The organism is Pandoraea bronchicola, assembly GCF_902459805.1.
Classification (GTDB): domain Bacteria; phylum Pseudomonadota; class Gammaproteobacteria; order Burkholderiales; family Burkholderiaceae; genus Pandoraea; species Pandoraea bronchicola.
Window position 1 is genome coordinate 159,428 of the sequence record NZ_CABPST010000004.1, and the last position, 23,612, is coordinate 183,039.

The 23,612-nt window shown below is 62.6% G+C and carries 24 protein-coding genes; 12 read left to right on the plus strand and 12 right to left on the minus strand.

Features of this window, described 5'->3' with window-relative positions; genetic code table 11:
* Nucleotides 1–103: 103 nt before the first annotated feature.
* Together PBR20603_RS10795 and PBR20603_RS10800 are read right to left on the minus strand one after the other, a co-directional pair.
* Nucleotides 104–601, minus strand: a complete 498-nt coding sequence (locus tag PBR20603_RS10795; RefSeq protein WP_150559527.1) for an SRPBCC family protein — start codon at nt 599–601, stop codon at nt 104–106.
* A 2-nt stretch (nt 602–603) separates the two neighbouring features.
* Nucleotides 604–936 (minus strand): ArsR/SmtB family transcription factor, encoded by a 333-nt coding sequence (locus PBR20603_RS10800; protein ID WP_150559528.1) that lies wholly within the window; start codon nt 934–936, stop codon nt 604–606.
* 241 nt (nt 937–1,177) lie between these two features.
* Between PBR20603_RS10800 and ribBA the strand changes: the two genes are divergently transcribed.
* From ribBA to PBR20603_RS10820, 4 genes are all read left to right on the plus strand, one after another.
* Nucleotides 1,178–2,299 (plus strand): bifunctional 3,4-dihydroxy-2-butanone-4-phosphate synthase/GTP cyclohydrolase II, encoded by a 1,122-nt coding sequence (gene ribBA, locus PBR20603_RS10805; RefSeq protein WP_150559529.1) that lies wholly within the window; start codon nt 1,178–1,180, stop codon nt 2,297–2,299.
* Between the two features lie 131 nt (nt 2,300–2,430).
* Nucleotides 2,431–2,946 carry a 6,7-dimethyl-8-ribityllumazine synthase gene (ribH, locus tag PBR20603_RS10810; protein ID WP_150559530.1) on the plus strand — a complete coding sequence of 172 codons (516 nt, stop codon included), beginning with the start codon at nt 2,431–2,433 and terminating at the stop codon, nt 2,944–2,946.
* Nucleotides 2,946–3,398 (plus strand): transcription antitermination factor NusB, encoded by a 453-nt coding sequence (gene nusB, locus PBR20603_RS10815; RefSeq protein ID WP_039375864.1) that lies wholly within the window; start codon nt 2,946–2,948, stop codon nt 3,396–3,398. Before ribH ends, nusB begins: the two co-directional genes overlap by 1 nt.
* A 159-nt stretch (nt 3,399–3,557) precedes the next feature.
* Nucleotides 3,558–4,763, plus strand: coding sequence for a pyridoxal phosphate-dependent aminotransferase (locus PBR20603_RS10820; protein WP_150559531.1), 1,206 nt, complete (start codon nt 3,558–3,560; stop codon nt 4,761–4,763).
* Nucleotides 4,764–4,955: 192 nt separating this feature from the next.
* On the opposite strand, the gene PBR20603_RS10825 is transcribed toward PBR20603_RS10820, so the two are convergent.
* Nucleotides 4,956–6,029 carry a lytic transglycosylase domain-containing protein gene (locus PBR20603_RS10825; RefSeq protein WP_150559532.1) on the minus strand — a complete coding sequence of 358 codons (1,074 nt, stop codon included), beginning with the start codon at nt 6,027–6,029 and terminating at the stop codon, nt 4,956–4,958.
* A gap of 569 nt (nt 6,030–6,598) precedes the next feature.
* Between PBR20603_RS10825 and PBR20603_RS10830 the strand changes: the two genes are divergently transcribed.
* The 3 genes from PBR20603_RS10830 to PBR20603_RS10840 all read left to right on the plus strand — a co-directional run bounded on the left by PBR20603_RS10830 (nt 6,599) and on the right by PBR20603_RS10840 (nt 11,921).
* Nucleotides 6,599–8,149 (plus strand): UbiD family decarboxylase, encoded by a 1,551-nt coding sequence (locus PBR20603_RS10830; protein ID WP_150559533.1) that lies wholly within the window; start codon nt 6,599–6,601, stop codon nt 8,147–8,149.
* A gap of 235 nt (nt 8,150–8,384) precedes the next feature.
* A complete protein-coding gene (locus tag PBR20603_RS10835) occupies nt 8,385–9,893 on the plus strand; it encodes an NAD-dependent succinate-semialdehyde dehydrogenase (protein ID WP_150559534.1) in 1,509 nt (502 codons plus the stop codon).
* Between the two features lie 411 nt (nt 9,894–10,304).
* Nucleotides 10,305–11,921 carry an APC family permease gene (locus PBR20603_RS10840; RefSeq protein ID WP_150559535.1) on the plus strand — a complete coding sequence of 539 codons (1,617 nt, stop codon included), beginning with the start codon at nt 10,305–10,307 and terminating at the stop codon, nt 11,919–11,921.
* Between the two features lie 79 nt (nt 11,922–12,000).
* Here PBR20603_RS10840 and PBR20603_RS10845 read toward each other — a convergent pair whose 3' ends face one another.
* The 9 genes from PBR20603_RS10845 to PBR20603_RS10885 all read right to left on the minus strand — a co-directional run bounded on the left by PBR20603_RS10845 (nt 12,001) and on the right by PBR20603_RS10885 (nt 19,567).
* Complete coding sequence (locus tag PBR20603_RS10845; RefSeq protein ID WP_150559536.1) at nt 12,001–13,893, minus strand: GGDEF domain-containing protein; 1,893 nt, start codon at nt 13,891–13,893, stop codon at nt 12,001–12,003.
* A gap of 419 nt (nt 13,894–14,312) precedes the next feature.
* Complete coding sequence (locus PBR20603_RS10850; protein WP_150559537.1) at nt 14,313–15,125, minus strand: MetQ/NlpA family ABC transporter substrate-binding protein; 813 nt, start codon at nt 15,123–15,125, stop codon at nt 14,313–14,315.
* Between the two features lie 60 nt (nt 15,126–15,185).
* Nucleotides 15,186–15,839 carry a methionine ABC transporter permease gene (locus PBR20603_RS10855; RefSeq protein WP_150559538.1) on the minus strand — a complete coding sequence of 218 codons (654 nt, stop codon included), beginning with the start codon at nt 15,837–15,839 and terminating at the stop codon, nt 15,186–15,188.
* On the minus strand, nt 15,829–16,863 hold the full coding sequence (locus PBR20603_RS10860; RefSeq protein WP_150559539.1) for a methionine ABC transporter ATP-binding protein: 1,035 nt from the start codon (nt 16,861–16,863) through the stop codon (nt 15,829–15,831). The genes PBR20603_RS10855 and PBR20603_RS10860 overlap by 11 nt, the downstream gene beginning before the upstream one ends.
* Before the next feature lie 350 nt (nt 16,864–17,213).
* Nucleotides 17,214–17,636, minus strand: coding sequence for a response regulator (locus PBR20603_RS10865; protein WP_150559540.1), 423 nt, complete (start codon nt 17,634–17,636; stop codon nt 17,214–17,216).
* Between the two features lie 19 nt (nt 17,637–17,655).
* Entirely contained in the window at nt 17,656–18,297 is a 642-nt protein-coding gene (locus PBR20603_RS10870) for a response regulator (RefSeq protein ID WP_150559541.1), read from the minus strand.
* Nucleotides 18,298–18,379: 82 nt separating this feature from the next.
* On the minus strand, nt 18,380–18,991 hold the full coding sequence (locus PBR20603_RS10875) for a ferritin-like domain-containing protein (RefSeq protein ID WP_150559542.1): 612 nt from the start codon (nt 18,989–18,991) through the stop codon (nt 18,380–18,382).
* A gap of 136 nt (nt 18,992–19,127) precedes the next feature.
* On the minus strand, nt 19,128–19,289 hold the full coding sequence (locus PBR20603_RS10880; RefSeq protein ID WP_039374862.1) for a DUF1328 domain-containing protein: 162 nt from the start codon (nt 19,287–19,289) through the stop codon (nt 19,128–19,130).
* A 101-nt stretch (nt 19,290–19,390) separates the two neighbouring features.
* Nucleotides 19,391–19,567: a DUF1328 family protein gene (locus PBR20603_RS10885; RefSeq protein WP_042114863.1), complete on the minus strand. Its 177-nt coding sequence runs from the start codon at nt 19,565–19,567 to the stop codon at nt 19,391–19,393.
* Nucleotides 19,568–19,837: 270 nt separating this feature from the next.
* Here PBR20603_RS10885 and PBR20603_RS10890 point away from each other — a divergent pair, with 270 nt between their 5' ends.
* From PBR20603_RS10890 to PBR20603_RS10910, 5 genes are all read left to right on the plus strand, one after another.
* Nucleotides 19,838–21,349 carry a sensor histidine kinase gene (locus PBR20603_RS10890; RefSeq protein ID WP_174977877.1) on the plus strand — a complete coding sequence of 504 codons (1,512 nt, stop codon included), beginning with the start codon at nt 19,838–19,840 and terminating at the stop codon, nt 21,347–21,349.
* Between the two features lie 168 nt (nt 21,350–21,517).
* A complete protein-coding gene (locus PBR20603_RS10895; protein ID WP_150559544.1) occupies nt 21,518–21,724 on the plus strand; it encodes a CsbD family protein in 207 nt (68 codons plus the stop codon).
* A gap of 95 nt (nt 21,725–21,819) precedes the next feature.
* Nucleotides 21,820–21,957 carry an entericidin A/B family lipoprotein gene (locus tag PBR20603_RS10900; protein WP_150559545.1) on the plus strand — a complete coding sequence of 46 codons (138 nt, stop codon included), beginning with the start codon at nt 21,820–21,822 and terminating at the stop codon, nt 21,955–21,957.
* A 94-nt stretch (nt 21,958–22,051) separates the two neighbouring features.
* Nucleotides 22,052–22,642, plus strand: coding sequence for a hypothetical protein (locus PBR20603_RS10905; protein WP_150559546.1), 591 nt, complete (start codon nt 22,052–22,054; stop codon nt 22,640–22,642).
* 496 nt (nt 22,643–23,138) lie between these two features.
* Nucleotides 23,139–23,447 (plus strand): hypothetical protein, encoded by a 309-nt coding sequence (locus PBR20603_RS10910; protein ID WP_246174536.1) that lies wholly within the window; start codon nt 23,139–23,141, stop codon nt 23,445–23,447.
* The last annotated feature ends 165 nt before the right edge of the window (nt 23,448–23,612 follow it).

Here is a 23,612-nt window from a genome sequence, read left to right on the forward strand (position 1 = left end):
GCCGCGAGCCGACGTCGAAAACAAAGGGGGGCGAGCCTTCGGGCACGTCCCCCTTTTTGTCACGCCTGGCCGAAAACGTGAAACCCTGGGCCTCGTCCGGGTGTCACTTCATCAGTTCGACCAACTGATCGAGCGCCTTGCCCCAGCCATCGTGGAAGCCCATGGCCTCGTGCTGCGCACGCGCGGCTTCGTCACCGTGAATGGCAATCGCGGTATAGCGCGTGCCTTTGCCTTGCGCCTCCATCAGCACGGCCGCCGTGAAATGAAAGCCGCCATGCTCTGCCACGGGCGCAGGGGCCGGACGAAAACCCGGCAGCACTGCATTCGTCCAGACCAGCCGCGAGTTCTCGACGACTTCCAGATAGCACCCGTCATTGGGGAACTGCTGCCCCTCGGGAGAGCGCATGACAGTGCGGAACAGTCCGCCCGGACGCAGATCGATCTCGCACTCCACGGTCTGCCACGGTGCGGGCGTGAACCACTTCTTGATGTGCTCGGGCTGCGTCCACGCCGCCCACACACGCTCGCACGGCACGTCGACATAGCGCTCGAGCACCAGATCCAGCGTCGGGTCGATCGAAAAAAGAATGGCACGGCTCATGTTCAAGTCTCCCTCGTCTGCAGCAGATAATTGTCGAGTTGCTCCAGGCGGCGCGTCCACTTGTCGCGCTGCAATTGGAGCCAATCCTGCGCACCGGCCAACGTCTGCGTTTCCAATGCGTAGGTGCGCACACGCCCGCTTTTCCGCGAGATGACCAGACCGCTCTCCTCCAGCACGCTCAAATGCTGCGTGAACGACGGCAACGCCATCGAAAACGGACGCGCCAGTTCGCTCACCGAGGCGGGGCCAAGCGTCAGGCGCTCGACGACCGCGCGTCGCGTGGGGTCGGACAGCGCCTGAAAGATCCGGTCGAGAGGGATGGATTGATTAGCCATACGCCTAACTATAGTGGCCGCAATTACTTAGGTCAATGCCTTTGTGTTTGGGATTCGTCGACTGCCAGTCAGGCGAGCACCGATGCCTTGAGGCGATTCTTCCGAGATCCGACGCGTACGTCGCCGGAATTGTCCGCACCCGCCGATTTTCCGGGGGCCATAGCGCGAGATTCGGCCGCAGCCGCGCACCGGCTTGGCGTAGAATAGAGCCTTTCCAAATTCAGCCCCCGCGTTGTCCGCTATGCCGTTGGCCACTACAGAAGAAATCATTGCCGAGCTGAAGGCCGGCCGCATGGTTGTCCTCGTCGACGAGGAAGATCGTGAAAACGAGGGCGATCTGGTCATGGCGGCCGAGTTCGCAACGCCCGAAGCCATCAACTTCATGGCCAAGTATGGCCGCGGGCTGATTTGCCTCACGCTCACGCAGGCGCGCTGCAAGCAGCTCAACCTGCCGCTGATGACCTACCGCAACGGCACGCAATACGGCACCGCATTTACGCTGTCGATCGAAGCGGCCGAGGGCGTCACCACGGGCATCTCGGCGGCAGATCGCGCGCGCACGGTCCAAACGGCCATCGCGCCCGAGGCACGTCCCGAAGATATCGTGCAGCCGGGCCACGTGTTCCCGATCATGGCGCAGCCCGGCGGCGTGCTGGTGCGCGCAGGTCACACGGAAGCCGGTTGCGATCTGACGGCAATGGCCGGTCTCACGCCCGCAGCGGTGATCTGCGAGATCATGAACGACGACGGCACGATGGCACGCCTGCCGCAGTTGCTGGAGTTCGCGGAGCAACACAACATCAAGATCGGCACGATCGTCGATCTGATTCACTACCGCAGCCGCACCGAATCGATGATCGAGACGGTCGCAACGCGCGAAATGCAGACGGCTTGGGGCACCTTCCAGGCAACCCTGTACCGGGACAAGCCGAGCGGCAACCCACATCTGGCATTGGTACGCGGCACGCCGACCCCGGCTGACGAGACACTCGTGCGCGTGCACGAACCGCTTTCGGTGCTGGACCTGCTCGAGACCGGCGTATCGACACACTCCTGGACGCTCGCAGGCGCCATGCAAGCCATTGCCGAAGCGGGCAAAGGCGTGGTCGTTCTGCTCAATTGCGTGGAAACGCCGGAGCATCTGTTCAACCAGTTCGAAGCGCTCGACGAATCCGAGAAGGCGGCACGCGCCAAGCGCCGCCCGGTAGACTTCCGTACGCACGGCGTTGGCGCGCAAATCCTGCGCGAACTGGGCGTCGGTAAAATGCGAGTGCTCTCGAGCCCGCGCAAGATCCCCAACATGGCAGGTTATGGCCTCGAGGTGACCGGTTTCCAACCGATGCCCGGCGCCGAAACCGCCTGAGTATTTCTGTATCGATCCCCTGCCGGCGAACGGCGGCGAGGGATCATCTTGCCGAGCATTGCCTGTCTCGGGCATGTCGGCACAACGTTGGCTGCACCGCCTGGACGGTACTTTTTTAGAGGAAGCCCATTATGGACATCGGACAATACCAGCCGGAACTCGACGGTGAAGGCCTGCGCGTGGGTATCGTGCAAGCACGATTCAACGACGCCGTTTGTACGGCGCTGCGCACTGCCGCTGTGGCTGAACTCGACCGCCTTGGCGTCGACGGCGAAGACGTGCTGCTCGTGACGGTGCCCGGCGCACTGGAAATTCCGCTGGCATTGCAGAAAATGGCCGAAAGCGGCCAGTTCGACGCGCTCATCGCGCTCGGCGCGGTCATCCGCGGCGAGACATATCACTTTGAGCTGGTCTCGAACGAAAGCGGTGCCGGTATTACGCGCATCGGTCTCGATTTCGGTATCCCCATCGCCAACGCGGTGCTCACGACCGAAAACGACGAACAGGCCGAAGGGCGCGCCGCTGAAAAGGGCCGCGATGCTGCCCGTGTGGCGGTAGAAATGGCCAATCTGCTCGAAGCCATCGACATGCTCAGTGGCGACGACGACGGATCGGATGAAGACGACGAAGAAGAGGAAGATCGGTAATGAAGAGTGCTCGCCGCCGCGCGCGCGAATTTGCGTTGCAAGGGTTGTATCAATGGCTGCTCTCGCGCGACCACGCGGGTGAGATCGATGCGCACCTGCGCACCACCCCCGGCTACGACAAGGCTGACCGTGCCCACCTGGATGCACTGCTGCACGGCAGCATCCGGGAAGCGGACGCCTTGTCGCAGCAACTCCAGCCGTACCTGGACCGCCCGGCCGCCGAGTTGTCGCCGGTCGAGCATGCGGTGCTCGTCATCGGTGCCTACGAACTGATTCACCACCTGGACATTCCGTACCGTGTGGTCATCAACGAGGCCGTCGAACTCGCCAAGACCTTTGGCGGTGTCGAGGGCTTCCGCTACGTGAACGGTGTCCTCGACAAGTTCTCGGCGGAAGTGCGTCCGGATGAAGTCGCCGCAAATCGCAACGGCGGTCGCGGCAAAAGCGCCTGACGCTTGGCAAAGCTTGGCAAGGCATCTCAGGTCCGTTAGGGCCTGACGAGGCCTGCCGGATAAGCCGAACGGGGTAGCCACCAGCCCCGGGCACCCGCCCCGCCAGCCCCTCCCGCCCCTCCCGCCCCTCACCCACTCGTTCCGTCTCCCCCCGACATCATGGATCGCACCCCTGACCTCGCCCCCCCCACGCTCAAACTCGCGCAACGTGTCGACGACATCGCCCCGTTTCACGTGATGGAGCTAGCCAAGCAGGCGGCGCTGCGAGAAAAGGCGGGACATCATGTGATTCACATGGGCATTGGCGAGCCGGATTTCACGGCGCCCGACGCGGTGATCGAGGCGGCAGCGAAGGCCATGCGCGATGGGCGGACGCAGTACACCGGTGCCATGGGCATCCCTGCCCTGCGCGAGGCCATCGCCAGCTACTACCGCAGCTATTACGGTGTGGATGTCGACCCGGCACGCATTGTCGTGACGGCGGGCGCGTCCGCTGCGCTCGTGCTGGCCTGCGCGGCGCTCGTGGGCGTGGGAGACGAAGTGCTGATGCCGGACCCCTGCTATCCGTGCAATCGTCATTTCGTCTCGACGTTCGACGGCAAACCGGTCTTGATCCCCTCAGGCCCCGCAGAGCGCTTCCAGTTGACGGCCGAGCGCATTGAATCCCACTGGGGTCCGGCAACGAAGGGGGTATTGCTCGCTTCCCCGTCGAACCCGACGGGCACGTCCATCGAAACGGACGAGCTGTCCCGCATCGTCAAGACCGTGCGCGCACGGGGCGGCTTCACGCTGGTCGACGAGATTTATCAGGGCCTGTCCTACGATGGCAAGCCGACCACGGCACTGTCCTTCGGCGACGACGTCCTGGTGGTGAGCAGCTTCTCGAAGTATTTCAATATGACGGGGTGGCGCCTTGGCTGGCTGGTCGTGCCGCCGTCGATGGTGCCGACGTTCGAAAAGCTCGCGCAGAATCTGTTCATCTGCCCGTCCGCCGTGGCGCAACATGCCGCAACGGCCTGCTTCCTCCCGGAAACACTGGCGATTTACGAATCGCGCAAGGAAGCGTTCCGCGAACGCCGCGATTTCGTCGTGCCGGCGCTCGAACGCCTCGGCTTCAAGGTGCCCGTGATGCCTGACGGCGCATTTTACGTCTACGCAGATTGCTCCGGCGTATCGCACCCGCACGCCGCCGACAGCGACCGTCTCACGCAGTCGCTGCTTCAGCAGGCAGACGTCGTGCTCGTACCGGGACTCGACTTCGGTTTTGCCGAACCGCGTCAATACATCCGTTTGTCATACGCCACGTCGCTCGCGCAGCTGCACGAGGCGATGGACCGGATCGGAAAGGTCTTCGCGGCGGGCTGATTCCGCCGAGGGATGCGCTGTCGTCCCGCCGTCGTGCCTGCGCAAAACAAAAAACCCATCGAATCGCTTCGATGGGTTTTTTGTTGGCTGCGCGTCGCCTCTCTATATAGATAGGTATCGCGCATTGCCGAGGATGATTTGCCCGAAGGCGACACGCCGGCCGTGGCGCATCTTCCGAGGTCGATCGTTCGATCAGGCGGCGGTGCTGTCGTCCGCTTCGAGCGGTTTGGCAGCCGCAGCGGCCTTGCCTGCCGACGTCGACGCCGATGGCGCAGGCGCCGAACCGTTCGATCCGGTCAATCCGGTCGATTCGTCCGACTTGCCTGCCGAGACCGGTTTCGCCGACGGCTTGGCCGAGCTGACGATCACCGGCGCCTGCGGCGCGTTCGGCGAGACCTTGCGTCCCATGGTGACGCCACGCAGACGATCGCGCTCGGCGAGCACCTTGGCGCCATAACCGCCGTCACCCGCGCTGGTCGACCCCACATACAGGCGCAAACCACCGGCGAGCGAGCCGCCACGTGCGATGCATTCCTTCAGGATCAATGCCCCCACCTTGATATTGGCGAGCGGATGCAGTGCTGCCTCGGGACCGCCGAAGTATTCAAGCTTGTCCTGATGCACCTTCGACATGACCTGCATGAGGCCCTGTGCGCCGACAGTGCTCTCGGCATACGGGTTGAAGCCCGACTCAATGGCCATCACCGCGAGCAACAGCAGCGGATCGAGTCCGACTTCCTTGCCCGTCGAGTACGCAGCGCGCACGAGATTGCCTGTCACGTCACCGGCCACGCGATAGCGGCGTGCCAGATAGTCGGCCACGGCGATCTGCTCGCGCGTGTCCAGCACCTTGGTGGCACGCGCATCGGCGGCCACACGTTGGTTCGGGATGTAAGCGGCCAGAACAGCGGCCGATGGCACGTGTTGTGCCGCTTGCGCCGTCATCGACGAGTCGGACGGGGAAACCTGTGCGACCGTGCCGCCGTTGGCGCCCTGGCTGGCCGCATTGGCCGAACCGGTGGCTGCCTCGAGCAGCGGGCCCACGTGCGACGCCAGATCGGCGCGCCACGTCGGTCGTGCCCACAACGCCAGCGTGCCGACCACAGCCACCAGACCGACCGCGCTGGACGTATACAGTCCAACACGACCGCCATGCCATGCAAGGCGACGCCAATCGCGGCGAGCCGCAGCTACCGCTGCCGCACCGCGTGCGCCGAACGCACGGATAGCGGCCAGTAGCCAGGGTGATAAACCAGACTTCTTCATACTACGTACTCCGGTTACGCCGTCACCACGGGGTGGCCCCGGGGCGTAAGGAAACGAGCCGGTATGCCCGCCAGGCATCCCGTTAAGTGCTCATTTACGGCATATGGAACGAGGCGGTGCATCGCGTTTGTCATTGACGATGCCGCTACCGCCGCAGCGCGCCGACCTGTTCAGGTCCCCGGCGCTGACGAGCTATCGCTCGCGCTGCTTCCTAAAACACTGGCATCCCGACCTCGGTGGGAAAACCAGCCACTGAAAATCCACGTCGATGTTGTAGTTGTCGCTAAGCTTGAGCGGGTCGGCCTACCCGTCATCGAAGCCGCCTTTCTGGATTCAACGGGCGGATTGTAGCAGCCACATATAAACAGTCAATACTATTATTAGTCAAAATCATTACCAAAAGTAATTTGTAACGGCTGTTTTGCCGTGACGTTCAGATGCCTTGACCGGTAAAATGCCCTGCCTCACCCCGCGTTTACAAGGGTGCCACCCCGACATTCTTCGAATTCAAACGGCCGTTTTCACCGGACGTATGAATTTCGTAAAAATTTTTGGTAACGGTTTGTTTCATGAAATATCTCGATCTTCGTGACTTCACCGCGCAACTGGAGCGATCCGGCCAGCTTCGTCGCGTAGACGTGCCGGTCTCGCCGGTGCTGGAGATGACGGCGCTCGCCGACCGTGTCCTCAAAGCGGCAGGTCCGGCGCTGTGGTTTGAGCGGCCGACCGGCTACGACATGCCGGTGCTTGCCAACTTATTTGGCACCCCTGAACGAGTGGCGCTCGGCATGGGCATCGACAGTGGCGAGAACGCCCTGGGTTCGCTGCGTGACATCGGCCGCCTTCTCTCTACGCTCAAGGAACCCGAGCCCCCTCGCGGACTGAAGGATGCGGGCAAGCTGCTCGGCATGGCCAAAGCGGTGTGGGATATGGCCCCCAAAGAAGTCAGCAGCCCCGTGTGTCAGGAGATCGTCTGGGAGGGCGACGACGTCGACCTCGCGCGCCTGCCGATTCAGACTTGTTGGCCCGGTGACGCGGCCCCGCTCATTACGTGGGGCCTCGTCATTACCAAGGGGCCGCATCGCAAGCGTCAGAACCTCGGCATCTATCGCCAGCAGGTCATCAGCCGCAATCAGGTCATCATGCGTTGGCTCGCCCATCGGGGCGGGGCACTCGACTTTCGCGAGTTCGCACAGGCGAACCCGGGCAAGCCGTTCCCGATTGCCGTCGCGCTTGGCGCCGATCCCGCGACCATGCTGGGCGCCGTGACGCCCGTGCCCGATACGCTGTCCGAGTATCAATTTGCCGGCCTGTTGCGCGGCAGTCGCACCGAGTTGGCCAAGTGCGTGACGCCGGGGCTGGAGTCGTTGCGTGTCCCCGCGCGCGCCGAGATTGTGCTCGAGGGCTTCATTTATCCTTCCGAGCAAGCGCGAGACGTACCCGAGGGCGCCCCGCCCCCCCCGTCGCGCGGTGCGACAGCGGGTTACGACCACGCGCTCGAAGGCCCTTATGGCGACCACACCGGCTATTACAACGAGCAGGAATGGTTTCCGGTGTTCACGATCGAGCGCATCACGATGCGTCGCAACGCGGTCTATCACTCGACTTACACGGGCAAACCGCCCGATGAACCCGCCGTGCTCGGCGTGGCGCTCAACGAAGTGTTCGTTCCGCTGCTGCAGAAGCAATTCCCGGAAATCACCGATTTCTTCTTGCCGCCGGAAGGTTGCAGCTATCGGATGGCCATCGTGCAGATGAAGAAGGCCTACCCGGGGCATGCCAAACGCGTGATGTTCGGAGTGTGGAGTTTCCTGCGCCAGTTCATGTATACGAAGTTCATCGTCGTGGTGGACGAGGACGTCGATATCCGCGACTGGAAGGAAGTCATCTGGGCGATCACCACGCGCGTCGATCCGACCCGCGACACCACCCTCGTCGACCAGACGCCCATCGACTATCTCGACTTCGCCTCGCCCAAAGCGGGACTCGGTTCCAAGATGGGCATTGACGCGACCAACAAGTGGCCGGGCGAAACTTCGCGCGAGTGGGGGCGTCCCATTGAAATGACCGCCGACGTCGACGCTCGCATGGCTGCTCTATATAGGGATCTCGGCCTGTAATACCGGCCGTGCAAGCCGGATTGCGATACACCGGCGGCCATCGGGCTGCCGGTATCGCTCGTTCAGCGCCCTTCGACACCGCTTCACCCCCTGCGGCGATCACGCGTCACGAACGGCGCATGGCATTGGAGTAAGCTGGCACCCGACAAACCGACAAGCCGTATCCGTTTCCGTCCCCCGCACGGCACGCTGTCCCCCCGACGGCGCCGCGCGGTCATCGAGAGGAGAGCTGATCGTGTCATCCCCCCGCCAATCCACGCCTTCGCGCGCACCGGCTAACGTCCATCCCGCGCTAGCCCGTCTGAAAGATCCCGAACTGCTCAAGTCCGACGCCTATATTGACGGCGCCTGGACGCCAGCCGACTCCCGCGCCACCTTCGCCGTCAACGACCCGGCCACCGACGCGGAGATTGCTCACGTCGCGGACCTGGGCGCCAAGGAGACCGAGCGCGCCCTCGTGGCCGCCGAAGCCGCCTTGCCCGAATGGCGAAGCATGCCGGGCAAAGCGCGTGCCCGCATCATGCGCCACTGGTTCGACCTCATCATGCAGGCTCAGGACGACCTCGGTGCCATCATGACTGCCGAGCAAGGCAAGCCTCTGGCCGAGGCCAAGGGCGAAGTGGCCTACGGCGCGTCGTTCATCGAGTGGTTCGCCGAGGAAGCCAAGCGCATCGACGGCGACGTGCTCGGCTCGCCTGAAGCCGGCAAGCGCATGCTGGTGCTCAAGCAGCCGATCGGCGTGTGCGCCTCGATCACGCCCTGGAACTTCCCAATCGCGATGATCACCCGCAAGATCGCCCCCGCGATTGCCGCCGGCTGCACCATCGTCGTCAAGCCGGCTCGCCTCACCCCGCTCTGCGCGCTGGCGCTCGCCGAACTCGCCAACCGTGCAGGGCTGCCCAAGGGCGTCTTCAATGTCGTGACGTCGAAAAACTCGTCGGACGTGGGCAACGTGCTCACGTCGAGCCCGCGCGTGCGCCATCTCTCCTTTACCGGGTCGACACCGGTCGGCGCGACGCTCATGGCGCAATGCGCGCCGACGATCAAGAAAGTCGCGCTCGAACTGGGCGGCCTCGCGCCGTTCCTCGTGTTCGACGATGCCGACATAGATGCCGCCGTGGAAGGCTGCATTGCCTCCAAATTTCGCAATGCCGGGCAGACGTGCGTCTGCGCGAACCGCATTTATGCGCAGGAAGGCATCTACGACACGTTCGTGGAGAAACTCACCGCCGCAGTGCGCAAGCTGCGCGTGGGCAACGGCTTCGAGCCTGGGGTCGCGATCGGCCCGCTCATCGAAGACGCTGCCGTAACGAAGGTTGAGCGCCACGTCGAAGACGCCCTCGCCAAAGGCGGCCGCGTGACGGTCGGCGGCAAAGTGTTGCACGGCCGCTTTTTCGAGCCAACCGTAGTGGCCGATGCCAGCGCCGACATGCTCGTCGCGCACGAGGAAACGTTCGGCCCGTTGGCGCCGGTCTTCCGCTTCAAGGACGAAGCGGACGGCATTCGTCTGGCCAACGCCACCGACTTCGGTCTTGCGTCCTATTTCTTCGCCCGCGACGTCGGACGGGTCTGGCGCGTCGCCGAAGGCATCGAAGCCGGGATGGTCGGCATCAACACCGGCCTGATTTCGAACGAAGTGGCCCCTTTCGGTGGCGTCAAGCAGTCCGGTCTGGGTCGAGAGGGCTCGAAATACGGCATCGACGAGTACCTTGAAATGAAATACCTCTGCCTTGCCGGCATGTGATATTCATCTGACCCTTTAATATTTTGTAATAGGCACTTTCCCACTCCAAGAACCGCGTCCTGACTGGCTTGTACGCATTTTGCCGTAACGTCGTCGAATCGGATGCCATTGGGAAAGTGTTACAAAGTCCCACAGACGCGGGTCGCCTCGGGTAGAATCGCGCTTTTTTCGCGAACAGCGACTCCGACCCCAATTCGCTTTCTGCACGCTCCCCCGTGCGCGGCGACATTGGAACGGCCGACATTCGCGAAGCCGATCAACAAAGTCGTGCCCGTCAGCGCCGCCCCCGCGCCGTCATGCTCCTTGTGACGGTGACCGGCCTGCCGGCAGTTTGTCCGCCCTCGCGCAGCGCACCGCCCCGCCCTCATCGGGGCCGGCGCCTGCTCCCCCCGGGCGTGGAGAAGACATCGAATGGATAACAATCAATCCCTCAAGCGCAACATCGGGCCGTTCGCCCTGATGTTGACCGGTCTCGGCTCGATCATCGGCTCCGGCTGGTTGTTCGGCGCGTGGAAAGCCGCCAAGATCGCCGGCCCCGCTGCCCTTTTCGCCTGGCTTATCGGCGCCGTCGTCATTCTGGCCATCGCGCTCACCTACGCCGAACTGGGTGCCATGTTCCCCGAGTCGGGCGGCATGGTGCGCTATTCGCGCTATTCGCACGGCAGTCTGGTCGGCTTTATCGCGGCATGGGCCAACTGGATCGCCATCGTGTCGGTGATTCCCATCGAAGCCGAAGCGTCGATTCAGTACATGAGCACCTGGCCGTACGACTGGACGCGCAACCTGTTCGTCGACGGCACGCTCACTGCCAGCGGCCTCATGCTCTCCGCGCTGCTCGTGATCGTCTACTTCATGTTGAACTACTGGGGCGTGAAGCTCTTCGCACGCGCCAACACGGCAATCACGCTGTTCAAGTTCGCGATTCCGGCGCTGACCATTGCAGGTCTGATGATTGCGGGCTTCCATCCGGGCAACTTCAACCTGGCCGAGCACGGCGGTTTTGCACCGAACGGCATGTCGGCCGTGCTGACTGCCGTCGCGACGTCGGGCATCGTGTTCGCGTTCAATGGCTTCCAAAGTCCGGTGAATCTCGCGGGCGAAGCGCGCGATCCGGGCCGCAGCATTCCGTTTGCCGTGGTCGGCTCGATTCTGCTCGCGACCGTCATCTACCTGCTGCTGCAAGTCGCCTACATCGGAGCGCTCTCGCCCGAGCAACTGGCGGGCGGCTGGCAGATGGTGAGCTTCAGCTCGCCGTTTGCCGAACTGGCCATTGCCCTCGGCCTGAACTGGCTCGCCATCGTGCTGTACTTCGACGCGTTCCTGAGCCCGAGCGGCACCGGCACCACCTATATGGCCACCACGAGCCGCATGATCTACGCGATGGAGCGCAACCGCACGTTGCCCGAAATCTTCGGCCGCGTGCATCCGCTGTATGGCGTGCCGCGCCCGGCAATGTGGTTCAACCTGGCGATCTCGTTCGTCTTCATGTTCTTCTTCCGTGGCTGGGACTCGCTGGCCGCCGTGATTTCCGTGGCCACGGTGATCTCATACCTGACCGGCCCGATCAGCGTGATGGCGCTGCGCCACTCGGTCCCCGACATGCATCGTCCGCTGCGGCTGCCCGGCCTGTCGCTGATTGCGCCGTTCGCCTTCGTGTGCGCGTCGCTGATTCTGTACTGGGCCCGCTGGCCGCTCACCGGCCAGATCATCGTGCTGGTGGTTGTGGCGCTGCCGGTCTACTTCTACTATCAGGCGAAGGACAAGTGGCAAGGTTTCCGCCGCGACCTCAAGGCGTCGTGGTGGCTGATCGGTTATCTGCCGATGATGGCGCTGTGCTCGTATGCCGGCAGCAAGGAATTCGGCGGTATCGGCCTGCTGCCCTACGGCTGGGACATGGCGATCGTGGCGGCACTGTCGCTCGCGTTCTATCACTGGGGCGTGAAGGCAGGCTGGCGCACCCCGTACCTCGCTGAGGAACGTGAGCAGGACGCAGCCGGCATGGAAGGCATGCCCGCACTCTCGCACTGAGCGCCCGGCATCACGCCACCGCGCAACGAAAAGCCCGCCATCTGGCGGGCTTTTTTGTGGCACGCGACGCCCCATAGGCTCACCGGTGAGCGCGCCGGCGCTCGATGAACAGGCTGTTACCGAGTGCGCGCTTGGCCATTTTCTTGGCGTCGGCAGCCGCAGCCGAGACTTCCACATGCGACGGAAAACTCTCGGGGGTAACGGCCACGACCCCAATCGACAAGCTCGTGATCGGGTGAAAAATGACCATGCCACGACGATCTTCCGCCTCGAATCCGCCCGCGGCGATCTGGTCGGGATGGAAATACTCCGTCACCGCCTCACCGAAACGCGTGAGCGCTTCGCGGCAGCGCGCTTCCCAGTCCGGGCTGCGGAACAGAATCAGAAAGTCGTCGCCCCCGATGTGCCCGAGGAAATCTCGCTCGGGATTACGCACCGCCATGAGCACACGCGCAACCAGTTGAATCAGGTCGTCGCCGCGACGGTAGCCGAATACGTCGTTGAACGGTTTGAAGTTGTCGAGATCGACATAGCAGGCGTGGAACGACTGGCGCTCGCCGATCATGCGATCCATGTAGTCGTCGATCGGCACATTGCCCGGCAGCAGGGTGAGCGGATTCGCGTAACGCGCCGCGTCGAGCTGCATATCGGTGATGTGACGCATGAGAGCATGCCCTTGCGCCACGCCGAAATAGCGTCCCTGATCCGTCACGATGAAGCCGGCCGCGATCTGCCGGCTCGCCCCTTCGGCAATCATGCGGCTCAGGTCCTCCATGCGGGCACTCTTGTCGAACGTGAGCGGGCGCGGCTCCATCACCGCCGAGCATGGCTTGCGTCCGTAAAGCTCGCGTGTGAAGGGCCGGGCGAACCGGCCGATGAGCGACGCGCGTCCGATCAATCCCACCGCACGCTCTCGCTCGACCACCGGCAACACTTCGAGCGCCGGATCGCTCTCGAAACGCGCCACCACGTCCTCGCTGCGGGTATCGGGCGAAACCGGCTCGACATAGGCGGCAATGCGCTCGAGCGTCACATTGCCCGAGCCCAGCTGACTCGGCTGCTGATGCACGTAGGCCCGGCGCTCGTTCACGACTTCCTGCACATTGGCCGTGATGGCCCGTTGCGGCTGGGCTTCGGGGCGCGCGATGAAATATCCCTGCCCGAGGAAGATGCCGAGATCGCGCACCACCTGCAGTTCTTCGGCGTGCTCGATGCCTTCGGCAATCACCCGCGTGCCGCTCGTCTCGGCGATCTGGCGCATCGATCGCACGAACTGGAGCTTGACGGTATCTGTGTCGATGCCATCCACGAAATGCCGGTCGATCTTGACGTAATCGGGCCGCAGCTCGGACCAGAGTCGCAAGCTGGCGTAGCCTTCGCCCATGTCGTCGAGGGCCACTTCGAAACCCAGCGCACGATACGCCGCGAGCGATGCCCGCGTGCTCGCCAGATCGAGCGAAGGCGCGTGCTCCGTGAGTTCGAGCACCACGCGCTCGGGCGCGAGGCGAAACGACTGGAGCATGGCAAATGTCTCGTCGAGCCCCAGCGATTCGCTGACGCCACCGCCGGGTTGGGCGCGGGTGACGGGACCGATGTTCAGGAACAGGCGTTCCGGCAGATCCTGCTCGACGAAACCTCGCAGCACCGTGCGACGGCAAGCCAGTTCGAGCGGCCCAAGCAGACCGTGACGTCGCGCAGCGGCGAACAGCGCCATCGGCGAGTGAATAGACGTTCCGGCAGGCCCGCGCACCAGCCCCTCATAACCGGCAACTTCCGACGTCCGGAAGTCGAGAATCGGCTGAAACACGCAGGTCAGACCGATGCCTTCGCAAAGCTCGGCGAGCAATACACCCTCGTCGGGATCGGCATAAGGCGTGGAAAGACCGGCAGAGGGGGATTTCGCATCGCGCGATGCACCGGAGGCACCAAAGCGCTCCGACGGACGTATCGCGACAGGCGGGGGAGGGTTCAACTGAGACTCCGTAAGTCGGTGCGGTGCGCCGCCATCATGCAAACAGCAATGCGTTGTGCGGGCATGTGTCGGGCGCAATCATGCGCGCCGAAGGCAAGTGCGCTCCGATGAAGTGTCTCACCTGTTCCCCGTGCTTCGCGTGCGGTAGCTGCTCTGTGGCCCATATCCGCGTCTTGTGACGGCACCCGCAGGCACCCTCTTTTTCTTGATACTCAGGCTATCGCCGTTATTTGACAGAACCGTGACAGCGCCGGAATTGCCACACAACGCACAACGGTGCGAACCTCGGCACCTCGCCGGGCGAGAATGCCTGCGTGTGAAGGATACGCTCGCCGGCGCGAGGACAAAAAAAACGGCAACGCCGCAAAGCGCTGCCGTTGCTGGGGACGCCTCCGTCAACCGGAGCGGCCGCCCGGCGCTTACCAGGCCGTGACGACCGAGCCACCGAACTTCTGTTCGATGAAGGCCTTCACTTCCGGCGAGTGGTAAGCCTTGATCAGCTTGGCCACCCACGGCTTGTTCTTGTCGGCCGTGCGAATGACCAGCACATTGGCGTACGGGCCATTGGCGTCTTCGATAGCGAGCGAATCGCGCTTCGGATTCAAACCGGCTTCCATCGCGAAGTTGGTGTTGATGACGGCCACGGCCACGTCGTCGAGCGAGCGCGGCAGTTGGGCAGCGTCCAGCTCCACGAACTTCAGCTTCTTCGGGTTCTCGACCACGTCGAGCGGCGTCGCCTTCAGCCCCGCGTCGGCACGCAGCTTGAGCAGACCTTGCTTTTGCAACAACAGCAGCGCACGGCCGCCGTTGGTCGGGTCGTTCGGCAGCGACACCTTGTCACCCGACTTCAGATCGGCCAGCGACTTGAGCTTCTTCGAGTAGATGCCCATCGGGAAGATCACCGTCTTGGCGATCGACTCGAGCTTGTAGCCACGGTCCTTGACTTGCGCGTCGAGGTACGGCTGATGCTGGTAGCTGTTCACGTCCAGATCGCCCGACGACAGTGCGGCGTTCGGCTGCACGTAATCGCTGAACTCGATGACCTTGATGTTCAGGCCGTCCTTCGCTGCGACCTTCTTCACTTCATCGAAGATCTGGGCGTGCGGGCCGCCCGTGACACCGACCTTCAGATTGATGGCATCGGCTGCGGCAGCGGGTGCAGCGAATTGCGTGGCGAAGACCGTGGCGGCACCGACACCTGCCAGCAGCTTGAAAAGCGTACGACGTTGCATAGAAAACCTCGCGTGTGGATAAAGTGCCGGTTCGCCGGCGACGTTGTTATATGAGACGTATTACTTATGGCTCAGACGGCGCACCAGCCAGTCGCCGAAGGTCTGCACCAGTTGCACGAAGACGATCAGGATCAGCACCACCGTGATCATGACTTCCGGCAGGAAGCGCTGATAGCCGTAGCGAATGCCGAGATCACCCAGACCGCCGCCGCCGATGGCGCCGGCCATTGCCGAGTAACCGACCAGGCTGACGAACGTAATCGTCAGACCCGCCACGATGCCGGGCAGTGCTTCGGGCAGCAGCACCTTCATGACGATCTGACCGGTCGTCGCGCCCATCGACTGCGCCGCCTCGATCAGGCCACGATCCACTTCGCGCAGTGCCGTCTCCACCAAACGGGCCACGAACGGCGCCGCGGCGATGGTGAGCGGCACCACGGCAGCCATCGTGCCAATCGACGAACCGACGATGAGTCGCGTGAACGGGATCACGGCGACGAGCAAGATGATGAACGGTGTCGAGCGCACGGCGTTGACGATGATGCCGACGATGCGATTGGTCGGCAGGTTCTGCAGCACGCCATTGCGATCCGTCAGATAGAGCAGCACGCCGAGCGGCACGCCGACGACGGCGCCGATCACGCCGGAAATCCCGACCATGATGAGCGTCTCCCAGAACGAGGAGACAAACAGATCGAACATTTCACTCCACATGGCTCAGCTCCTCTACGACAACGCCCTGACTGGCGAGGAACGCCATGGCTTCGGCCACACGGGCCGGTGTGCCGCCCGCCATGACGGCGAGCGATCCGAACGCCTGCCCCTGGATCTCGTCGATCTGGCCATGCAGGATATTGAAATCGAGTTCGTAGCGGCGAATCGCCTCGGAGAGCAACGGCTGATCCACCCCCGCCCCGGAAAACGCCAGACGATACAGATGGTCGTGACCGTTACCAATGCGCGAGGCGACACGCTCGCGAACGCCTGCGGGCAATTCCTGCGCGATCACGTCGCCGATGAGCGCGCGCGTGACTTCGTGGTGCGGGCGCAGGAACACGTCGATCACGCGGCCCTGCTCGACCACACGGCCGGCGTCGAGCACGGCGACACGGTCGCACACTTGCTTGATCACGTCCATCTGGTGGGTAATCAGCACGACGGTCAGGCCCAGTTCCCGATTGATGCGCTTGAGCAGTTCGAGAATCGAGCGCGTCGTCTCGGGATCGAGTGCCGACGTCGCTTCATCCGAGAGCAGCACCTGCGGCTCGCTCGCCAGCGCACGGGCGATACCCACGCGCTGCTTCTGACCACCGGAAATCTGCGACGGATAGCGATCCTTCTGCGCCGTCAGCCCCACAAGTTCGAGTAGTGGCAGCACCTTCGCACGAATCTCGGTGCTCGACATGCCCGCCAGCTCCAGCGGCAACGCCACGTTCTCGTAGACGGTGCGCGAACTGAGCAGGTTGAAGTGCTGGAAGATCATGCCGATGCGACGGCGCGCCTGACGCAGGTCGTCCGACGACAACGACGTCAGGTCCTGTCCGTCCACGCGCACGGTTCCATCGCTTGGGCGATTGAGCAGGTTGATCACACGCACGAGCGTGCTCTTGCCGGCGCCGCTTCGGCCAATGATGCCGAAAACTTCGCCGCGCTCGATCGACAGGCTGATGTTGGAAAGCGCGTCGATCGGCCCCTTGGGTCCAGCGAAACGCTGGGTAATGTTCTGGAGTTCGATCATGCAAAAAAATGGCAGCCCCACTACCGAAACTACCCGCAGTGCCGCCGCCTTGACTCGGTATATGACGCAAAGGCGACATTCTAGCCCATGCATCTAAATAGTTGAAAATAATAAAATTTGATCTCTTTATACCGGATTTCAACTGAAGTTCGCATTGTCTCGCGATCGGTAAACGAGGGGCACTCGCATCGTGCCGCAATGCAACACAAAACTGGCACGCGACGGGACGCCTGCCCTCTCAAATGAGAAAAAGTGAGGTGATTTCACTAACCGGCAATTCAATTCCCATTTAGCGGGAATGGGTGCTGAAGGAACGAATGCGCCGGGCCGAACCGGAAAATCGGGAAATTTCAGGCTTGCCGGCTGGAGGCAAAGTCGTCGAGCACTTCGATAACGCGGTCGAATTCGAGCGATTTGTCAAAGAAGTACTGCACACCCAACTGCTGGCAACGCTTGCGATACGTCGCCAACGCGTAGTTGGTCAGCACAATGGCCATGAGCTGAGGCAACATGCCGGCATCGTGCAGATACGAGAGCACGTCCATGCCCGAGCCGCGCCGCAACTGAATGTCGACGATCACGGCGTCGAACGAGTCTTCCTTGAGCGTGCGAACCGCATCGTCGGCAGTCTCCGCCACACCCGCCACCTGGAGCATCCCGGTCGAGCCGAGCGCTTCGGACAGGCTCTCGCGTATCACCGCCGAGTCTTCGATCAACAGCACCTTGAGGGGCAAACGGGACCCCGTATGCGTTGCCGCGTTCCCGGTTGACATCACAAGCCTCTCTTTTCTATCAACTGATCAGACCGTTCTTGAGCGCATAGAGCGTCAGATCGGCATTGGTCTTCAAATGCATTTTCTCCAGCACACGTGCGCGATACGTGCTGACCGTCTTCACCGACAGATGCAACTCCTCGGCGATCTCCGTCGGCGTGCGTCCCTGCGCGAGCTTGCAGAACACCTGGAACTCACGCTCCGAGAGTTGCTCGTGCATGGGCTCGTCGACCGGCTGATCCAGTTTCTGCGCGAGCAGATCTGCCGTCCCCTCACTCACATAGCGATGGCCGCGCGCCACCGTGCGAATCGCCCGGATGATCTCCTCGGGCGGGGCATCCTTCATCAGATAACCATTCGCCCCGGCGCGCAGCAAATTGACCGCGTACTGCGCCTCCGGATAGGTCGACAGGAACAGCACCCCCTGCTCGGGACGCAATTGCTTGATCACGCGCAGCGTGTCGATACCGTTCTTGTCAGGCATGGCGATATCCAGCAGCACGACATCGAATGCTGCCTCGCGAACGGCACGAATGACTTCGTCGCCGCTCGCCGCCTCGCCGAGCACCTCCATGTCCGATTCGTCGGCGATGAACTGCTTGAAGCCAGTACGAACGATCGCGTGGTCGTCGGCAATCAGGATTTTTATTGTCAGTGACATCGAAGCTCCAGAGACTTTCCCCACCGGCCCGATGGCTGCGCCCACGTGTTTGGGATGTGCGTGCCATCGCCGTCGCTGCCCGTTATTCCCGGTCGAGCAGGTCGCGCATGTCGTCGGCATGCTCCTCCTCGACCGCCAGGATGTCTTCGAGCATGCGCCGCGTCGTGGTATCCCGGTCGCCCAAATAATGAATCATCTCGCGGTAACTCTCAATTGCTATGCGTTCTGCCACGAGATTTTCGCGAATCATGTCTCGCAGGTTCTTCCCCGTGACGTATTCCGCGTGGCTGCGAGCCGACAGCCCATCGGGTGAGAAATCGGGTTCGCCCCCCAGTTGCACAATCCGCGCCGCAAGGCGATCCGCGTGATCCTGCTCCTGCGCGGCGTGTTCGGCGAACTCGGCCGCGACCGGCTCGGCATGAATGCCGGTGGCCATGAAATGGTGGCGCTTGTAGCGCAGCACGCACACCAGTTCGGTGGCCAGTGCATTGTTGAGCATGTGTACGACCGCGTCGCGGTCGGCGCGATAGTCTTCCGTGACGGCGCCTTCGTCGAGATGCTCACGGGCACGCTCGCGCAGCGCACGAACGTCGATCTCGAAGTCTTCACCCGTGTGCTTGCTGTGACCATTGCCTTTCACCGCGGGCTGGCGAGGCGTCTTGGCATGGGGCTTGGCGTGCTTGGCAGTTTGCATGAGCGAGTCCTCCTTTGTGGGGGGGGGTGCGAGGATGGGGCGTTTGACGCGTGCGTCGCGGCCAACACGCGGGGCGGACTGTGAGGTGGATCAACTCACCTCGCCCGCCCGGGCGTGCCGCGCGAGATGGACGCGTCTATCGCCGGACCACCCCGAAGAGCAGCGTGACCAGGAAGATCACCAGGAAGATGAAGAACAGAATCTTCGCGATCTCGGCCGCACCGGCAGCAATTCCCGTGAAGCCGAAAACGGCAGCGATCAACGCAATCACGAAAAACACGACGGCATAGTGAAGCATCGCAACCTCCTTGAATGGGAACGGTCCGTGAGCGGCATGACTGACACATCACGGATTCGCTGCGGCACAAGACGACGGCCCGCGCCGCAACGCACCCTCTTCTAATCGACGATCTTCTTGGCGACGGTCAGTCCCAGCAGCAGGAAGATCACGAACAGCACCAGGAACAGCACAAACAGAATCTTCGCAATCCCGGCAGCTCCCGCAGCGATCCCGGTGAAGCCCAGAAGACCGGCCACAATCGAGATCAGTGCAAATAACAAAGCCCACTTCAACATAGCGCTCTCCTTGGTTAATGCGTCATTTTCCCGGAGACATTCTTGGCACCCGATAGTGTGACAACGTGTTACACAACGCCGCGCAAATCATCGAGCGCTGAGTGTATGGTAGGGAAACCGCGCTGGCGAGACTGCCCGGACGGCGCTGGTTTTTGCGTAGGAATTCGCTGACAATTCCTGGAATGACGCGAATTTCGACTTATGATCGAAGCGCGTCTCGTCCACGATACGCCTTGCAGGATCACCTCAAGACCACTCGACAAGCCCCCCATGCCCCGATTGCTCACGTCCTGGCTGCGCCGCCGAAGCTGGATCATCGCCATGATTGCCGCGATCATCATCACGGTCGGGAGCCTGATCGGGCTGGAGTCGGCGCACCGCCGTCTCGCCTCCACCTACGAGACGGCCCTGCAAGCCATGACTGCCGCCAACGAGCTCAACGAGATCATGGCGCGCACATCGACCGTGGTCTCGAGCCAGCGCGGCTACCTGCTCACGAACAATGCGATGTATCTCGATCCGTATCTGTCGGCCGTGCGCCGCATTCGCGATCTCGCGGCGCTCGTCATCCAGCATTACGAAGATGTCGGCGATGCGCAGGCGACGAGGGACTTTGCCAACGTAATGACGTTGTTCTCGCAGCGCATCAGCGCGATGGAAACGGCACGCGCGGCGCTCAGGCAAGGGGAAATGAATCTCGACGAGGCGCTCTCGCCGGCCAATCTCGGCATGGGCACCATGGAGCCCGTTCAGATCGGCATCACCGATCTATACAACCGCGAGCTGGCACGCGCACGCACGGCGCAGGATGATGGGCGCTTCGATCAGGCGATCTCTGCCGTGAGTGCCGGCGCCCTCTCCGTGCTCACCATCTTGCTGTTCATTCTGCTGTTTCGCACGCTGGGCAAGCAAATGCGACAGGAGCAGATGGCGCGCGACCAGTTGCGCGAACAGCAAACGCATCTGGACCGGCTCGTGCGCGAACGCACCGAACAGCTCGACGAGTTGGCGACGCACTTGCAAAACGTCAGTGAAGACGAAAAGACGCGTCTGTCGCGCGAGTTGCACGACGAACTCGGCGCGATTCTCACGGCCTGCAAGATGGACGTCACATGGGCGCACCACAAGCTGCGCAATACCGATACGGTGATCGCAGAGAAATTAGCTCGCGCACAACGCAATCTCGACGCCGGCATTCAGATCAAGCGTCGCATCATCGAGAATCTGCGCCCGACGGTGCTGATCAACTTCGGTCTTGTCACCGCGCTGCGCTCGCTTGCCGAGGAAACCGCCGATCAACAGCACTGGCAGCTCGACCTCGATCTGCCGGAAGAGGATTTTGCACTGCCTGAGTCAACCGCCATTGTGCTCTTCCGCGTCGCCCAGGAAGCACTCACGAACGCGGGCAAATACGCCCGTGCCACGACAGTCCGCGTCGCGCTGGCGTGCGACGATCAGCGCGTGCGTCTCGAAGTCATCGACAATGGCATCGGCCTCACACGCGATCAGTTCAACAAGCCCAAGACGCACGGTCTGTTCGGCATGCGTCAGCGCGTCTCGGCCAAAGGCGGGCGCATCGATATTCACTCGCTGCCGCAACGCCTGGGCACCGAGATCCAGGTCGTGCTGCCGCTGTGCAATCCGGCGGATGCCCTCAACATTGCAACCGAAGTCACCGAAAGCACCGCATCACAGACGCCCGCCAGCGAAAACGCCGGCAACGACGCCAGCGAATCTTCCCAAACGTCCCAGCCCCCCCGCCCGCCCGTCGGAATGCACTGACAGCGCAACCCGACTCCGCCTACACCGCGACGATAACGCGGCTGACAGCGCGAACGCTTCGCACTCCCTACCATGGAATCACGTGCCGCCCCAAGGGTGCGGTAACGACGCGCGACACTGTGCGTGCTGTAGCACGGAAACACCTGAACCCAACATTAAGGAGTTGCTATGAACTCGGATCTGATCAAGGGCAAGTGGAACCAGCTCAAGGGGGAAGCCAAGAAGCAATGGGGCAACCTGACCGACGATGATCTGCTGAAGATCGAAGGCAACCGCGACAAGTTCGTGGGCGTGATTCAGGAACGCTACGGCAAGGCCAAGGCCGATGCCGAACGTGAAGTCGACACCTGGAACAACCATCACAAGCTCTGGTAAGCCAGTGTCGCCGTGCCCGCCGGGAGGCGGGCGCCCCTCTTCCTCGCGCTTGTCCGGCGCCTCAGACGACATCATCTCTCAAAGGAGAAATCAAAATGAAACGATTGATCGCCATTGCACTGCTCTGCGGCTTCGCGCTGGGTCTGGCCGGTTGCAACACCATTCAGGGCGCTGGCAAGGACGTCGAAAAGGGTGGCGAGGCCATTCAGGGCGCCGCCGAACGCAATAAATAACGCGGCTTGACGCGAGCGCACCACGCCTCACTCGCGATGCATCGGCATCGCGCCTCATGCGCGTTCCACTGCCAGCCCAAAGGAGGACTTTGAGATGTCACATCGAATCGCCATGCACTTCCTGACCTGCGCCTGCCTTGCGGCGGGTGCCGCCGCAACGATGGGCACAACGGCAGCCAACGCCGCCGACGCCGCCGCGAAGGATCGTTACGAAGCCGCGCAGAAATCTGCCGAGGCCGACTACAAGGCATCGGCGGCGCGCTGCGACGATCTCAAGGACAACGCGAAGAAGGTCTGCGTCGAGAACGCCAAGGGTAACGAGAAGGTTGCCAAAGCCAACGCGGAAGCCGACTACAAGCAAACGCCCAAAGCCCGTTACGATGCCGCGCTCGCCAAGGCAGACGCCGACTACAGCGTCGCCAAGCTGCGTTGCGACGACAAGAAGGGCAATGAAAAGGACGTCTGCGTGAAGGACGCCGATGCCGCCAAGACCAAGGCCTATGGCGACGCCAAGGTCATGCGCACGAGCCGCGAATCGTCGAAGGACACCATGGCCGCCCGCCAGGACGCTAACGCCGATGCCAACAAGGCCCAGTACAAGGCCGCACTCGAGCGTTGCGACAGCCTGTCGGGCAACAGCAAGGACACTTGCGTAGCGGATGCCAAGGCGCGATTCAATCAATAAGTGCGGCGATTGACGCAAAAACAAGATCAACGGCAGAACGATCAGGTTTGGCAGGGAGGAGACGGCGTCTGGCGGGTATGAGAGACGCCGGCAGCAGGCGGATGTCGCGAAAGCGGCGTCCGCCGCTGTTTTTGCGCCACACGCCGCCGGTCTCCATGTAAATGAATGTAACAAGTGTCGCTCGAGACGGCCCGCCGACGCGCGGACGCCGCCCCCTGGCGTGTCAACCGAAACGAGCGCAAATCGTTGATTCTGAATAAAATAGGGGCCTGATTCACACGTTTGGCGGCCGCTTTTCCACGCCCGAACGTTCCCTATGCCGTGCCAATGCGCATACTTTGCAACAATTGCGCCGCGCTCGCGTTTCGGAACTTCAGTAGAGTTAAGTCAAGAGATCTGACGAACCAGGGTGCCGGCGGGCACCAGGCGCGTCGAACGGCATGGTGCCGCTCGGGCGCTGTCATCAGCACGCTGCCAAGTCCGCAGGAGAAATGTCATGAAAACCAAGTTTGCCGCCCTTGCCGTCGCCGGGATCGCGCTCGCCGCGGGTGCGATCGGGACGGCGCAGGCTCACGTCTCGGTCGGTATCGGTATTGGTGTACCGCTGGTCGTCCCTGGCCCGGTCTACGCCCCCGCCCCGGTGTATGTGGCGCCGCCTCCGCCCGTCTATGTTGCGCCGCCGCCCGTCTATGTTGCCCCCGCGCCGGTCTACTATGGCCCGCCGCCGGCCTATTACGGTCGTCCGTACTACGGTCACGGTTACGGCCACGGTTACTGGCGTCACGGCCGCTGGTATCGCTATTGATCGACGGCCGGCAAGACCGGCTGACGAATGCGCAACGCGCCGCCGACTGCGAGGTCGGTGGCGCGTTGCTTTTCAGGGGGAGCGAACGGCGACGCGTTGCTTACCAGCGATTCACACGCCACCCTTAACGCGCCCCCCCTAACGCGCCACCCCTAACGCGCCACC